Origin of the sequence: Brenneria nigrifluens DSM 30175 = ATCC 13028, assembly GCF_005484965.1 — a bacterium.
In the GTDB taxonomy this organism is placed as follows: domain Bacteria; phylum Pseudomonadota; class Gammaproteobacteria; order Enterobacterales; family Enterobacteriaceae; genus Brenneria; species Brenneria nigrifluens.
The window spans coordinates 2959321-2974541 of sequence record NZ_CP034036.1 but is presented as its reverse complement, the minus strand read 5'-3'; the positions used below and the strand labels follow the sequence as shown (position 1 = coordinate 2974541).

Below are 15221 nucleotides of genomic sequence, written 5' to 3'. Positions count from 1 at the left end.
CGCGGCCATAACCAACCCCCGTCAGCGTTGGTTTTTTTTGTTAAATAATTTGTAATATGTTTACATTACTTAATGTTTTAATGATTCTAATGTATTAAGGTAATTTTATGTGTTAGGGTGATTTTGCAATAAAGCTAGCGAACGGATGGGACGAATGTCCCGCTTTCAAGGTCGTCCTTGGGCTCTGTGGGCATTTATTTGCTGGAGCAGGAGGTATCAGATGCTGAATGTTTTTCCGGAAAATGAAATCGGTTCCTATCAAGAGGCATTATCCATATCCGTGTCGCGCCATCAAGTCGGCGCACCTGTCATCGTCAGGGGGCTTGATTGTCACTTATTTGATGAACGCGGCCAATCCTTTCTAGATATGACAGGCGGCAGCGGCGCCGTCAATTTAGGGCACCAGCATCCAGACATCGTTGCAACGCTAACCTCTCAAGCCGAAAAACTGATCCATACTGGCTGGAACATCGACAATCCTTTCCGACATGAGATGATCGCCAGGCTGGCGCATTTTCTGCCGTTTCCCGAAGCCTCCATCATGGGGGCGGTGACTGGCGCCGAAGCGGTCGAAGTGGCGGTAAAGATCGCTCGCAGGAAGACGAGGCGGGAACCGATTCTCTATTTTTCGAACTCGTTTCACGGCAAGACACAGGGAGCGCTTTCCGTCACGTCCAATGGAAAATTCCGGGACCTGCTGGCCATCGGCCTCAGGGACAATCCTTGCTTCTCTTTATTTAGTCCTGATGGACAATCCAATGCCGATAGTCAGGCATGGGGTCTGGCTTTCCGGCAGTTTTTGCAGGATGCCAAGAATAAAAACCAGTTGCCGGCTGCGGCCATTATCGAGCCGATTCAGGCTGCGGAAGGCATTCATGTCATTCCTTCATCCATGCTGGGTGAAATGGTTTCAGCCTGTGCCGAGTTCGGCGTGCTGAGCATTTTTGACGAGATTTATACCGGATTCGGCCGTACCGGCCGGCCTTTTGTCGCATCGCAGCAGGTATGCCCCGACCTGATCGTGCTCGGCAAGTCCCTCGGCAATGGGATGCCGATTTCCGCTGTGGCCGGCTCGCCTGACATCATCGATGTATTAGGTTTCAGCCAGCATTCGTCCACCTTCACTTTTATGCCGCTGGCGTGTGCGGTGGCAAATGCGGTTTTAGAGGTGCAGAAGCGGGACAATATCGCAGAGCGTGCGGCGCGAAGCGGAGAGCGTTTTGTCGAGCGGCTGCGAGTTCTGGCGAGCCGCGACGGCCGCATCAGCGGCATTCGCGGCGCCGGACTGATGCTGGCATTCGATGTTGCGATACCCGGTTCCGATTCCGCCGCGATGGTGCCGCTGGCCGCTGAAGTGGGGGACGGGCTGCTAAAGAATGGGGTTATCGTGCGAACCGGCGGTATCGATGGCGCCACCGTCAAGATTACCCCGCCACTCACGTTCGTCGAGTCGCATATGGATGAGTTTTTCAGCGCTCTGGACGATGTGCTGGCGTCATGTCCGAGCCGCTAAATGACGAGGATGTCGAGATGGTTGATCATTGCCTACTGCACCGTAATCCGGATGATCTTGCCGCTGTCGATCTAGCGGGAGAGTGGCGTTGGCGTGAACTGGATCGCCGGGTTTACGCACTGACGCGCGACTTGGCTGCGGCGGGTATGGAAGGGAAGACTGTCGCTCTGCGCGCATCTCATGGCGCCGATGCCTACGCCGCCTTGATTGCCGTGATGGGGATCGCGCGGCGTGTGGTCTTCGTCGATCCCGAGATGCAGATGGACCCGTTGCAGTCGGTGATGACGGCGCTGAAAATTGACTGCATGGTCAACCTTGGCGATGATGCGCCCATCAAGCACCTCCGCGACTGGCTGCCTAGGGCTTGCGTTATTACTGCTTCCCCATGGGCGAATAATCCGGATACTCCTCGAATCTCCGAACAAGGGAAAACGATCTTTTTTCCGATCCGTTGCGCTGATTATGTCATCCTGACCAGCGGCACGACGGGGGCGCCGAAGGCCATTTTGCAGACGATGCCGGCCTTGCGTCAGCATATCGCCAACTATGCGGCCTATGTGCAACTTAAGCCCGGGGAAAAACTACTGCAACTTGCCTCGGCGGCCTGGGATGCAGGGCTTATGGATGTCTTCTCCGCCCTGTTTCATGATGGGGTGCTGTGCACGGTCAATCCCAGGTTTTCCACCATGGAGACAGTGGCGGACTTCATTGCCTTGCACAATATCGATGTCCTGCACATGACGGTGCCTTATTTCCGCCAGTTCCATCGCGCCGGGCTCGGCGCTTATCAGAAATCGAAACGGATCGTCATCGGCGGGGAAAAAATCTACGCAGGCGACCTCGATCTGTTCAACAGCGTTTTTCCGCAAGGCTCCCGATTATTCAACGCCTATGGGCCGACCGAATGCACCACGGCGATGTACGCCGTTTATGACCAGGGCGCAGAGCGGGATGCAGGCCTCTGGCCCTTGTCGCATCCGGTATCCGGCGTGGTTACCGAGTTGCGGGATGCCGCTGGCAATCGGATATCCGTCAGCGGCGTCGCGGGAGAGGTGACATTGATCTCCGACCTCGTTGCGTCCATGCTCGTTCCGTCGTCCGGCAGCTTCACTGCCTTGGGTGAGGGCGCGCCGGGCACCGCGCGCGCCTATGCAACCGGCGATCTTGCCCGCTACGACGATCAAATGCGGTTGGTCATCATTGGCCGCAAGGATTCCGTTATTAAGGTCAACGGGTTGAAAGTGTCGCTGGCTGAGGTCGAAGCCTCGTTTCTCGGGCTTGATTCCGTGGCGGATTGCTGCGTCTTCACCCTTGTCGGCGAGGATGGGGATGAGGTTGTCGCTGCGGTCGTCCCCATTAGCGGAGATGTTTCGGAGGCCGGGATCCGCAAGGCGTTGGTGGAGCGTATAGACAGTCACAAGCGCCCGCGTTTGATTATGCTCATGGATGAGCTGCCGCTGACGCGGAACAACAAGTTCGACCGGGAGACGCTGGCGCGGATGGCCCGTGACAAACTGCAAGCGTCGGAGATCGGTAATCCTGAGCATGCGCCAATCCTGGCCGCGATAGGCAAGGTGCTGAAGGGCGCCAGTATCGATATCAATCACAGCTTCTTCGAAAATGGCGGGAATTCGCTTCAGGCGCTCTCGTTGGTCGCTGCCTTGAAACGGCAGGGAATCAAACTAGCTCTGGAAGAGGTCATCTCCGAGAAGCCGATTGCCAGTCTTATAATAACATCGGGTCAACGGCCCGCTCAGGTCGCTCCTGCGGCGAGTTCGACCGCGACAGGGGCGTATGCGGCGCTTCCCAACCGGTATTTTCTGGAAAGTCGCGCTATTCCCGATCTGGACGGCTGGTGTCAGACCTGCGTGATCGACTATTCAGGACCGGTCACTGACGCTGACCGGCTCGGCTCTGTTCTCAAGGCTCTGCTGGAACGGCATCTGCACGATTCCGCGCCTGTGGATATCGCCGTTCACACGGCCGGAATGACGCCGCAGCAGGCCGTGACCGACTGTGAAAGCCGCATTTCGTTGCAGAATAGGCGGATCGTCGCCGCCACCCTTTTGGTCGAAAACGATCGGCTCAGCATGATTGTCAGTTGCCATCAGTTCCGCGTGGATCGGGTTTCCTGGATCCTTTTGCTGGCGGACTTGTCGGAGGCGGACAGCGCGCAGGACGTTCACGACTGGCCTGGATTGGAGAGTGACTACCCACGCTGGGTCGGAGCATATGGACAGTTCCTGGCGCAGGAACGCGCATCAGACGTCTGGGATCGTTTACCATGGGCCGAGTGCCCGCAACCGATTGGCGATGACGTGGCTTTCCCGACGAAGGATGCCTTTAGCGTTATGCATATCGAAATCGGCGCGCCATCGGCGACGATCGTCCGAGATCCCTCGATGGATATCAGCGACTGGTTGCTGGCCGCCGTCCTGCTCTCTTTCGATAGGGTCTTTCCCGCCTCTTGTCAGAAAATCGACGTCCTGGGTCATGGACGCGGCTTGGCGCCTGGAGGATTGTCCACCGATGGCATCTTTGGCTGGTTCACCGTCATCTGTCCTTTCGTCGTCGATGTACGGGGCCTGGACGTGGCGGCCGGAGCCAAGGCGGTGCGGGACTATCGCCGTAAAGTCGAAAAGATCGCCCACACGTTTGGTAATGAACATTATCACTCCGATGGGAGGCGCCAAACATTAGGCGCGCGACAGTGTTTCGCCAGCTTCAATTATCTTGGCGATATCGCCATCGCCTCGACGGACCGCTTCTCGATCAATCCGCTCTCGCTCGACACCCTGCATGGCAGGCCTAGCCACCATCTTGAATTTACCGCTTACCAGCATGCCGGCAGCCTGCTGCTCAAGGTGGATTACAACGTCATGGCGATGAGCGATGCCCGGGTAGCAAACATAGGGCGGCATATCGTAACGGGATTGGAGACCTGCGGGGCGATCGCGGCGGCGGGAGCGGCAGAATGACCCAGCCAAAGATGCGGAGTGTCGAGATTTGTTCTGCGGCCGCTAAAGCGTGTCGAAAACTCGGCTTCGCCAAAACCGCAACGGGAACGTTATCTCACGGCGCAAACGCCGTTTCGCTGGAAATCGTTCAAATGGAATGACGGGTGAACTGAGTAATTATCTGGATTACCCGAGGTATTCCTCGTAAAAGGATGATACCCATGTCAATGAGTGTGTTACGAGCGGATGTTCTTGATTCCAATTTATGTGCCGGTTGCGGAGCCTGTCAACTGGTCTGTCCCGAACGGCTGATCGTGCTGAATCCGGACAACCTTCAGCCGGTGTTGGATTTCGACCCGGCGTCCTGTGATGATTGCCATCTGTGTCATGATGTCTGTCCTGGCGCCGATCCGGCGACCGATGAAGCCGAGATGCGGCTTTTCGGTCGCACGCGCGAACCCAGTGAACGGTGGCTGGGCATTCATATCAATCACTTCGGCGCCCGATCGACCAGGACTGATGTGTTCGAAGCCTCGGCCAGCGGCGGTACTGTCACTACGTTACTGCTGGCCAGCCGCGAGGCGCTTGGCGTCGATCACGTCCTGACCATGGGCCGCGACCCTCATGCAGGCTGGCGGGCAAAGGGCGTCGTCGCCAGGGATGAAGAGACGATCATCGCGAATGCGCAATCCACCTATCAACTGACGCCTTACCTGGCGGAGTTACGCGGCCTTTATGAGCACTGTCGCGACGACAAGATCGCCGTCGTCGGATTAGCCTGTCACATGCAGGCCATCCGCAAACTTCAGCAGTTGCAGGGCGATATTGCCGACTGGGCGCGGGAAAACATCGCCTTTCTGGTCGAAACGGCCTGCTCGTCCAGCACCCTGCCGAAGGGAACTATCGATATAATTCAAGGCCGTTTAGGCCTGTCTCTGGATACCGTAAACGATATTCGCTACCGCAGCGGGCCTTATCCGGGAAAGCTGATCGTTTCCACTGCGGATGGCGACCGCCATTCCCTGGAATTCTGGCAAATCCTCAAGGAGCTGAAAGGCGGAAAAAATCACCGCTGTCTGTCCTGCGGCGACTGGATGAGCGGTCTTGCCGACATCAGCGTCTGCGACGGCGATCCCAATATTTTCGATGCCAGCCTCAACGCTACGAAATACGACAAATACGGACGCGTGCTCGTTCGCACCCCGAGGGGGCAGGCGCTGGCGGATTACTGTCGTCAACAGGGGACGATGAAGCAATGGCCCATTGATCTGGAAGGATTCAATCTCGGGCTGGAGCGCAAGCGCCATCGCCGCCGCTCGTATGAAGCCGGGATGTTGCCGGTGGCAAAGGGCCCATCGGCGCCCGATATTTTCGACCCTGAACAGATCCTCAGCGACGACGCGTTGATCGATCCTAAGCGTTACAAAAAGGGGTGAAATCATGCTGATCTATCCTGACCGCAACATTTCCCCCGCCATGCTGCCGGAACATCCTGATTGGTCTGCCGCTGCTCGCTATGTTCCCTCCGACAAATCCATATCGCACAGGGCATTGTTGTTCGCCGCCTTGTCCGAACATCCGGTGACCATCGTCGGTATCAATCAGGGAGCCGCCGTCACTCTATTGATCGACGCCCTGCAACATCTGGGGCTGAAGATCGATTTTGACCGCCGGTCAGGCGCAGTGGCATTTCAGACCTCCTTACGAACGGCCGATTGCCATGGGATGCTGAATAAAAAAGAGCGGAGAGTTTATCTTGGGCCTTCCAGCGCGGCGGCCAGGCTGCTGCTCGGGGTGTTGTGCGGGCTTGGCGTCGGCTGCGTCGTTGATGGCGATCAGACGCTGCGCAATCGTCCCTTCGACTGGATCGTGGAGCCGCTGACGACATTGGGGGGACAATTTGAATATCTGGGGCGGGCGGGATGTTTGCCGCTCAGGCTGCTGCCGTCACAGATCACATCGGGCCGGGTTTCGATCTCCATCGGCAGCGCGCAATCGATCTCGGCCGTCCTGTTTGCCGCCATTGCCGCCCGGGTGCCGGTCGAAATCGCGTATTCGGTCGAGGCCAGGGATCACACCCAGTTGATGGCTCAAGGGTTTGGTGACGAGGTGGAGGACATAGAACATGTTTTGACCTACCGGCCGCGGCAGTTTCGGCCGCCGGGCGCCATCACCATTCCCTTGGATCCGTCCGCGCTTGCCTATCCGGCAGCGCTCTTCTGGTTGTTGAACAGGGACCGGCCGGAGGCGAGCGTGTGGTTCGAGGGGGTGTGCATCAACCCGACGCGAATCGGTTTTTTTTATTGGATGCAGCGTTGCGGATTCGGACTGGAAATTTCGCCCGATGGGCGTCCCCATGGGGAAAAAACCGGCACGATTGCCTTGCGGGGGGGCGGGGCGTTTAAGGCGCAGGGCATGCAAGGCAAGGAAAGCCTGCACTCGATGATCGACGAAATCCCGCTGATGGTCGCCATCGCCGCTCTTTTGCCGGGCGAGGCGGCGTTCGACGATCTCTACGAGTTGACATTCAAAGAATCCGACAGGATTACGGCTACCTGCCGGATGTTGCGGACGCTCGGTATCGACGCCGTCATTGATGGCTATTCCATCCATACCGAGGGGGGACAACGGCCGAGCGTGCAGAGCGATGTCACCGTGTTTAACGATCACCGGCTGTCGATGACGGCGCATGTTCTGATGCTCGCCCACGGTCTCGCGGGTCGCATTCTCGGCGGCGAATGCTATAAAACCTCCTTTCCGGATTTCGATCAATGCCTTCGGGCCATATTCAGGGGTTGATGCGATGCACCAAGGAACACGGCGGCTATTTGCGGTTCAAGGCGACAGCGGAGTGCAGATCCTGCGTGAAGCCATACCCTACTGCGACGACAACCATGTGGTCGTGGCAACGGAGTTCACTATGATCAGTCCCGGGACGGAGCTGCATTATATCCGCCAGGCCAGGGAGACCGGTGAAACCCTCGAACTTGGTTACTGCGCCGTCGGCACGGTGCTGCGCAAGGGGGTGAATGTGAACCATACGGAACCTGGGGATCGGGTGATCGCCATGGGATGGCGTGCGGCCATCCATGCGGACTGCCTGATAATGCCGCGCCGGCTGGTCCGCCGGATTCCCGGAGACCTGCCGGGGCATCTGGCCATTCTGTCCACGCTCGCGGCCACGGCGGTCCATGCCGGCGACAGAAGCCGATTGAGCAGCCGGGACCGGGTGTTGGTTCTCGGTCTGGGCGGTGTCGGCATGCTGATGGCGTTATTGGCCGCGGATGTCGGCGCGGAGGTTTGCGTCTGGGATGTCCGCGCCGACAGGATGCGCGGATGCCCAGCTTGGCCAAGTTTCGATCCGGGCTCGTCGCGGTCTGGCGGCACCGGACGCTTTACCAAGATTTATTTCTGCGCAGAGGGGGATGTCACCGAACAGATCGGCGATATTCTCAACCTCCTGCATCCGGATGGAAACGGTAAGGATCGCTCCATGCTTGTGAACTTGGGCAGACTTTCCGGCCGGATTGCGTTTTCGCCGGCCTCCGGAAATTTCGATCTTATCAATGTCTCCCGTTGCGGTGCCGGGTACCGCGACGACCGCTATCATGTCGGCCTTGCCGATGTCGTTCCTCCGAACGGCGAGGCGCGGGTGGATGATAATCTGGCAAGGGCGCTGGCGCTGATCGACCGGCGGCGAGATCTCGCCGCCGCGTTGCCACGCACCGTTTTCTCGCCGCGCCAGGCCTTGTCTCTGTATCGTGGCGAGGCCGCTTTTCCCGTGGGCTTCTGTTTGATTCGCCATGGCGACAAAGGAGAGAATTTTGGTCTCGACAGTGATTGAAGCATTTGAAAAGGCGGTGGCGGCCAATCCGCAAGGCTGTGCGGTGCGTCTTCAGGACGCAAAGCTAACCTATGCCGAGCTTGACGCGCTCTCCAACTTTGCCGCCGCGCGACTGTTGCAGGCGGGCGCCTGTCCGGGGGATAGGATCGGCATCCAGATGCGGCGCGAGATTAATCTGATCGTTATGCTGCTGGCGATCTTGAAGGCCGGATGTGGGTTCTGCTTCATCAGTCCCAGGAATCCGGAGAGCTGGAATAATTCAGTCATCGAAAAGGCGGAGGTCCGGCTGTTCATCGCTAATGGCCCGCTTTGCAATGTGACCTTCGCCGAACCTCTCCAGTCCGCGGACCTGATGGTTCCCGTTGCGGTGGGTTGTTCTCGTAAACCGGCCGCGAGCGATATCGTTTATGTTAATTTTTCAAGCGGCACGACGGGGGCGCCGAAAATTATTCCGTGCACCCATCTGGGCGTGGTGGGCTTCTGTTATCAGCCGCCGCATTTTCCGGCTGGCCCGCAGACCGTGATGATCCATCATTCTGCCCTTACTTTCGATGCATCGCAGTTCGAGATATGGACCGCGCTGTGCAACGGCGGCTGCCTGGTCCTGACGCCGGAGGACCATCTAACCGGTGACACGCTGCGCCGGATGATCGCTGAAAGCGGCGCCAATACCCTGTGGCTGACCACTTCATTGCTGAATATGCTGATGGATGCGGACCCCGAGTGTCTGGCGGGTATTTCGTACATCATGGTGGGGGGCGAAGCGCTTTCTCCCGGACATATCGACCGGCTTTACCGTCACAACGCGCGCATCACGGTCTACAACGGCTATGGCCCGACGGAAAATACTATGGGCACCTGCGTTTACCGCATCCCGCGTGACCACGATTTTTCCCGTGCGATCCCTATCGGATATCCGGTTCATGACAGCCGTCTCTACATTCTCAATGAGGAGGGCGAGCCTTGCGAAACCGGCGAGGTGGGTGAACTGGCGATCGCCGGAGACGGGCTTTCACCCGGCTATGTCGGTGATGCTTGCCTTACCGAGAGTATATTCCGGGCATTCCCGCAACTGGGCGAAGAAAGAGCTTACGCCAGCGGCGATCTGGTTTTCCGCGATAGTTGCGGTCTCTTTCACTATGCCGGGCGCAAGGATGATCAGGTCAAGATCCGGGGTAATAGAACCTCGTTGAGCGATATTGCCCTTGCCTATGGGAGACATCCTGGCGTGGCGAACTGTGTCGGGGGCCTGCAGTCCACGCCCACCGGTAAGCGGGTGCTGCTCTATTATGTGGCGCAAAGCGCTTCGCGGCCACCGGAGGATGCGGAGCTAAAAGACTTCGGCATGGCCTCCCTACCCGATTTCATGGTTCCCGACAGGTTTGTGCAGGTGGCGTTTTTGCCCGTAACGCCCCATGGCAAGATCGACATGGCCGCCCTGGCGAAGATGGCGGCTGAGCAGGACCAACCTGCCGGTTCTCGCCACTGGCTGCTGGAAGCCTGTGGACTGGTGGATTGGCGACCGGATCAAGACTTCTTTCAGGCTGGGGGGCACTCGATACTGGCGGTGAAGCTGGTGACTTTGCTCAACCGGCATCGAAGAGAGCCTCTCGGCTTGACGGAGTTTTATCGGGATTGTACCTGGCCGCGTATGGCGCGCCTGCTGGCTGAGATTGGCGATGAGCCGAAATGTGACCTTGAGTGGGATGCATTTGACTATCATATCATCCGGCTGAAGGATGAGCGCGCCGTACCGCCATGGTCGGAAATTGCAACGCTCAGCCTTCCGACCGGGCTCTTTGCGTTTGTCTATGCGCGCGGAGCGCAGGATGCGGCACGGCTTTTGGCAGATCGGCGAGCATCGCCGACATCCGATCGCTACCCTGAATTGACGGACATTCCCTTGACCCCGATGCAGGCCTCGATGGTCTATCCTGAATTGTTTCACGGTCATCTGACGGCGAACAACGTCGCCTATCTCGTCAAGCCCGGCTCGGAAGGTAAAACCGTTCGGGAACTTGAGGAGATCGCGCAAAGCATGGGCATGGCTTTTCCTCTACTCTCGGCCGTGGTCGTGGATGGCGAGCATGGCTTGGCATTTCGTCTGCCCGCAACAGGGATTTCGGGAGAACGCCTTGTTTTTAGCGTCGCCCAGGACTTTACCGATGAACGGGACTGCGTCTCTTTTCTCTTAAACAGCCCCATAAGTCTCTTTGAAGGGCCACTGCTACGGTTGGGCGACGTCCATATCAGTGGACAGCGCCATATCGCCGTGCTGTTTCACCATATTCTTGCGGACCACTTGGGGCAGGTGCAGCTATTGCGGGCGCTAACTGCCTCTCTCGCGGCAGGTCATACCGATGATGAGACGACTCTCCCCGATCTCGCCTTTGTGGCGGAGAACTTGAAGCTTGAAAAACGCTATACTGATGTCGTAGAGCAGGGCATAGATTTCTGGGCCCACTATGGCGAAAGGGCCGTCGTTTCCGGCCCGCGCCAAGAAGAGGGCGGCCCGACCTGGCGTCAGGCGGAAATCGTTCTGCCCGAGACCCAATATACACATCTGCAATGGGCCGCCATGCGCGCTTATCGCCATGCCATTACAAAAATGAGCGGGACGACCGACCCTTTGGCGCTGTGCCTGTTTTCTCATCGCAGCAAGACGCAGGGCCTGGGCTTTTACACCGTCGCGGCGCCAATTTTATTCGAGGACGACCTTCTCGGTGTGCGGGATATGCCGGATGATTTTCACGACCGCATGGAGGCGTTTCGCAGCCACAGCCTTATCGGTTCGGAAGAGATCCAAACGGCTACGGGATGGGACGCGGAACGGATTCCCTATCTATTCAATTTTGTCGCGATGCCGGAAGAAGACCTGCTCTGGCTGAGAGACAGCGTGCTGGACGTGCCTTCCGAAAATCCCCGGACGAATATTGATATGACCTTTATCGCGGCCGGCACACAACGTCATCTGCATATCGCCTCAAGGCTTGACGATGAGACGCTGACGCCGTTTCTGGCGTGTTTCCTTGAAACGTTGAAGGAGAGCCTATGATACTGTTGTTGCCGGATTTCGTCGGATATCCCTTTTGCTATATGACGCTGATGAATGACGTCGGGGAGTCTGACCGGATCTCAGCGGAGGATTACAATGACTATTGGCCCTACCAATCTCTTGACGAACTAGCGGCGGGTATCGTCGGCCGTCATCAGGCGCGGCATATCATGAAAGTGGTCGGCTACTCGTTCGGCGCGCATCTTGCCGCCTATGTGGCATCCGAAATCGCTCGCCAGGGCGGCAGCCTGCCACAAATCTTTTTGATTGACCCGCCTGCGCTCGAAGGACTTCGCGAAATCGGCCGCGACCAAATTCTTGCGCGGCTACGGCAAGACGACGCCTACCAGTATATTTTCGATCTGGTTGATTGCGAGTTATCCAATCTTGACTGCATGGTCGAGAACATATGGCTCTTGGGGCGCCTTCAACCGCCAATGCCGCAATCGGAAGCGACCAGGATATTCGTGGCCCAAGACGGAAGAGACCCTACGCTGACCGAATCGCTTCGCCGACATGTAGGAGACTCGACTGAGTTTTCATGCATTCAAGGATGTGATCATCAAACCATATTAAAGAGTAGAACTCTGCTCAATGAAATGAAGTCAATTCTGACAACATAACAGGATAGCGGCGTGCCGCTTGCCCGAATGGCGGCCTCGCCGGCGGTGAAAACGTGCGAGGAGTACGACGTACCTCGCCATTAGATTCTTCGCAACTTACCGCTATCTGGTTCATCTCAGCCTCCATTGACCGCACTGCTCTTGGGGAGGGATTGTTTTATCTTGGTTAAAGCAATCCCTGATCCGACGACGATCGCCAGTCCGATAAAGAGCCATATATCAGGTGCGTCTGCGAAGACGATAAATCCCAGTATCGCGCCCATAATGATTTCTGAGTAGGTGAATGGAGCGATTGTGCTGGCATTCGCCAGCTCAAATGATTTGATAATCAGGAGATGCGCGATCGCCGCGATCGCTCCGCATCCTACGAGGAGCAGCCATTGACTCGGCGTGGGTGCCACCCAATACGGCGCCACGGTGACTGAAGCGAGAACGCCTCCAACCAAACCCGTATGGTAGACTGACACGACTGAGGGTATCTTGTTGTCGATAAAGCGGGTAAAGAACAGGAAGAGGGCATAGAAAAATCCTGCCAGCAGTCCAACGATATAGGCCCAATGCCACTCGACGATGGTTGGCCTGATTGCGATGACAATCCCCACAAATCCAATAAAGATCGCTAACCACTGATATGCGGTAACCTTCTCCTTGAGAATCAGGGCCGCCATAAGGGTCAAAATGAAAGGTTCGACAAACCAAAGCGTCAGAGAAGTGGTAAGCGGCAGATAATGGATAGTGACATAGAAGAGTCCAACCGCAGCGAAAAGTGATGTACTGCGTAGCAAGAGCATCGCGGACAGATTAGGCGCCAGATACCTGGGTCCATATGCAACGGCGGAATAAATACCCGTAATGATGCAATGAAAGAAAAAACGCCCCCATATTACTTGAATGATTGGGATGCTGAGGGATAAATACTTTGCCATGATATCAGAGAACGGTAGTATCTGAAGAGCAGCTACTATCATGGCTATACCGATCAATCCCTTTTGTTGTTCACTTTCAGCGGTACCTGTAGTTTTCAGCATGGCTAGGCTCTTCTATAGTGGAAATGCCAGAGACTATGGCGGTTTTATTTCTCAATTTAGCACCGCTTACAGACCAGTTTCCAACATCAATGAGATATCGATTGAACTTATTTGGGTCGTTGTAGATACGAATCCCTTTATATCATCCAGCACCGGCATCTTAACTCTCCTTTTAGTCAATGCAATGTTACCAGAAATGATGGTACCGCATGGCCCAGGCAGCTGTTAGGTTAGCAATATCGCTTACGGTATTCTTGCATGACGGCGTCGGGCGTGCCGTCCATTTTCTTCCAACTGAGGCGGATCCGAATCATGAGTATTCAAGGCAAGACCATCGCCATCATCGGCGGCAGTTCCGGCTTCGGTCGACGGGTTGCGCAACAGGCGCATGAAGCCGGCGCGCAGCACTTGATCCTGGGAGGGCGCGATGCGCAACGGTTGCAACAGGCCAAGGACGAGCTGAGCGCGCTTGGCGCCAAGGTTACGATCCAGGAGGTCGATGCACATAACGAAACCTCGTTACGGGGCTTTTTTGATTCGTTGCCCCGCTTCGATCACCTGGTGGCGCTGGAAAAGGTTGATGGCGCCATCGGCATCAGTCCGGCGGTGGCTCAGGCCAAGGCCCGGACCGCCGCGCTGCTGCAATCGCCATCCAAGGATTTCGAGGATTTCATCAATAGCGGCAGGCCCAGTTTCCTGTCTACTCCCGGGGTGACGCCGCTGGAAGGCGGCGTGCCGATTAGCGTGGATGGCCAGGTTGTCGGCGCGGTTGGCGTCAGTGGCGCACACGGCGCCAACGACAGCCAGGTCGCTAAGGCGGCGGCGGCCGCCGTCGACCGATAAGCGAGGTCCGCACGGCGGATCATCGAAAGCACTGCGGGCAGCGCCCGCTCGGCTGGACTTATATCCAGCCAGGGCCTTGCGGGAAACGCATCCTGACATTTATGCCGCTGCAGATCGCCGGGCTCGCCCGAGCGGTCAAGATAGCGTGGGGAAGCGTAAAGGCGTCATCGGATTGCTCCATTTATGGATTAATGTAATCCATATTTCCCTATTTATTGCAAACAAAACTCGGGGGATGATGCTTTCACGAGAAAAAAAATGAGGAAATGGTTATGAGCAAGCTGTTTACATCCGTCCGTATTGGTCGCTACACCCTGCCGAATCGCCTGGTCATGGCTCCCATGACCCGTTCGCGCGCCGACGACGCGACTGGCGTCCCGACCGAACTGGTCGCCACCTACTACGCCCAGCGTGCCGGCGCCGGCCTGATCATCAGCGAGGGCGTCTACCCGTCGGCGACGGGCAAGGGCTACGTGCGCACGCCGGGCATCGTCGACGATGCGCAGGCGGCGGCCTGGAAGCAGGTTACCGAGGCGGTGCACGCCAAGGGCGGGCGAATCTTTATGCAACTGATGCATAGCGGACGCATCTCTCATCCGTCGATGCAGCCGGGCGGCGCGCTGCCCGTGGCGCCGTCGGCGATCAAGCCGGCCGGCCAATCCTGGACCGCTACCGGAGCACAGGATTATGTTGTACCCCACGAACTGAGCGTGAACGAAATCGCCGGTATCGTTGAGGACTATCGTCTGGCCACCCGCCGGGCGCTTGAAGCGGGCTTCGACGGCGTCGAGCTGCACGGCGCGTCGGGCTACCTGCCCGAGCAGTTCTTGTCTTCGTCCAGCAACCAGCGTACCGACGAATACGGCGGTTCCATCGCCAAGCGCGCCCGTTTCGTTCTGGAGGTTCTCAAGGCCATGGTCGATGAGGCGGGCGGCGATCGCGTCGGCCTGAAAATTTCGCCTGAAATGAACTTCAATGATCTTTCCGACGCCACGCCGCAGGAAACTTACACCTATCTGGTCGATCAGTTAAGCGGCCTCGATCTGGCCTACCTGCATGTGGCCCTCTTCGGTCCGACCAGCGTCGATTACCACGCGCTGTTGCGCTCGCGCTTCAAGGGGGCCTACCTGATCGGCAGTGGTCTGGACCAGGCGAAAGCTGAAGCCATCCTCAACGCAGACAAGGCCGATGCCACCGTATTCGGCAGCGCTTTCCTGGCAAACCCGGACCTGCCTGAGCGTTTCCGCCAGGGAGCCGCGCTCAATGCGCCGGACAAGGATACGTTCTATGCGCCGGGCGCCAAGGGCTATACCGATTATCCCACACTGAATGACGCCACGAGCGCCTGAGGCTGCCGC

The 15221-nt window shown here is 57.4% G+C and carries 10 protein-coding genes; 9 read left to right on the top strand and 1 reads right to left on the bottom strand.

What is annotated here, in order from left to right; all coding sequences use genetic code 11:
- The first annotated feature begins 220 nt into the window (after positions 1-220).
- The 7 genes from EH206_RS14005 (at position 221) to EH206_RS13975 (ending at position 11992) form a co-directional block, all read left to right on the top strand.
- Positions 221-1513, top strand: a complete 1293-nt coding sequence (locus EH206_RS14005) for an aspartate aminotransferase family protein (RefSeq protein ID WP_009113475.1) — start codon at positions 221-223, stop codon at positions 1511-1513.
- Positions 1498-4491 carry an AMP-binding protein gene (locus EH206_RS14000; RefSeq protein WP_009113474.1) on the top strand — a complete coding sequence of 998 codons (2994 nt, stop codon included), beginning with the start codon at positions 1498-1500 and terminating at the stop codon, positions 4489-4491. Before EH206_RS14005 ends, EH206_RS14000 begins: the two co-directional genes overlap by 16 nt.
- A 206-nt stretch (positions 4492-4697) precedes the next feature.
- Positions 4698-5906 (top strand): Coenzyme F420 hydrogenase/dehydrogenase, beta subunit C-terminal domain, encoded by a 1209-nt coding sequence (locus EH206_RS13995; protein WP_198008297.1) that lies wholly within the window; start codon positions 4698-4700, stop codon positions 5904-5906.
- 4 nt (positions 5907-5910) lie between these two features.
- Positions 5911-7269: a 3-phosphoshikimate 1-carboxyvinyltransferase gene (locus EH206_RS13990; RefSeq protein ID WP_009113471.1), complete on the top strand. Its 1359-nt coding sequence runs from the start codon at positions 5911-5913 to the stop codon at positions 7267-7269.
- Positions 7270-7273: 4 nt separating this feature from the next.
- Positions 7274-8314, top strand: a complete 1041-nt coding sequence (locus EH206_RS13985) for an MDR/zinc-dependent alcohol dehydrogenase-like family protein (protein WP_009113470.1) — start codon at positions 7274-7276, stop codon at positions 8312-8314.
- Positions 8274-11369, top strand: coding sequence for a non-ribosomal peptide synthetase (locus EH206_RS13980; protein ID WP_083832791.1), 3096 nt, complete (start codon positions 8274-8276; stop codon positions 11367-11369). Before EH206_RS13985 ends, EH206_RS13980 begins: the two co-directional genes overlap by 41 nt.
- Positions 11366-11992 (top strand): thioesterase domain-containing protein, encoded by a 627-nt coding sequence (locus EH206_RS13975; protein ID WP_009113468.1) that lies wholly within the window; start codon positions 11366-11368, stop codon positions 11990-11992. The genes EH206_RS13980 and EH206_RS13975 overlap by 4 nt, the downstream gene beginning before the upstream one ends.
- A gap of 116 nt (positions 11993-12108) precedes the next feature.
- On the opposite strand, the gene EH206_RS13970 is transcribed toward EH206_RS13975, so the two are convergent.
- Entirely contained in the window at positions 12109-13020 is a 912-nt protein-coding gene (locus tag EH206_RS13970; protein WP_009113467.1) for a DMT family transporter, read from the bottom strand.
- 312 nt (positions 13021-13332) lie between these two features.
- Between EH206_RS13970 and EH206_RS13965 the strand changes: the two genes are divergently transcribed.
- Both EH206_RS13965 and EH206_RS13960 read left to right on the top strand, forming a co-directional pair.
- On the top strand, positions 13333-13863 hold the full coding sequence (locus tag EH206_RS13965; RefSeq protein WP_009113465.1) for an SDR family NAD(P)-dependent oxidoreductase: 531 nt from the start codon (positions 13333-13335) through the stop codon (positions 13861-13863).
- Between the two features lie 266 nt (positions 13864-14129).
- Entirely contained in the window at positions 14130-15212 is a 1083-nt protein-coding gene (locus tag EH206_RS13960) for an alkene reductase (protein ID WP_198008296.1), read from the top strand.
- Positions 15213-15221 lie beyond the last annotated feature (9 nt).

What these genes read in the sequence shown, in the direction of transcription:
- EH206_RS14005 (WP_009113475.1), top strand. Translation starts at nt 221, where the DNA reads ATGCTGAATGTTTTTCCGGAAAATGAAATCGGTTCCTATCAAGAGGCA.
- EH206_RS14000 (WP_009113474.1), top strand. Translation starts at nt 1,498, where the DNA reads ATGTCCGAGCCGCTAAATGACGAGGATGTCGAGATGGTTGATCATTGC.
- EH206_RS13995 (WP_198008297.1), top strand. Translation starts at nt 4,698, where the DNA reads ATGAGTGTGTTACGAGCGGATGTTCTTGATTCCAATTTATGTGCCGGT.
- EH206_RS13990 (WP_009113471.1), top strand. Translation starts at nt 5,911, where the DNA reads ATGCTGATCTATCCTGACCGCAACATTTCCCCCGCCATGCTGCCGGAA.
- EH206_RS13985 (WP_009113470.1), top strand. Translation starts at nt 7,274, where the DNA reads ATGCACCAAGGAACACGGCGGCTATTTGCGGTTCAAGGCGACAGCGGA.
- EH206_RS13980 (WP_083832791.1), top strand. Translation starts at nt 8,274, where the DNA reads ATGGCGACAAAGGAGAGAATTTTGGTCTCGACAGTGATTGAAGCATTT.
- EH206_RS13975 (WP_009113468.1), top strand. Translation starts at nt 11,366, where the DNA reads ATGATACTGTTGTTGCCGGATTTCGTCGGATATCCCTTTTGCTATATG.
- EH206_RS13970 (WP_009113467.1), bottom strand. Translation starts at nt 13,020, where the DNA reads ATGCTGAAAACTACAGGTACCGCTGAAAGTGAACAACAAAAGGGATTG.
- EH206_RS13965 (WP_009113465.1), top strand. Translation starts at nt 13,333, where the DNA reads ATGAGTATTCAAGGCAAGACCATCGCCATCATCGGCGGCAGTTCCGGC.
- EH206_RS13960 (WP_198008296.1), top strand. Translation starts at nt 14,130, where the DNA reads ATGGTTATGAGCAAGCTGTTTACATCCGTCCGTATTGGTCGCTACACC.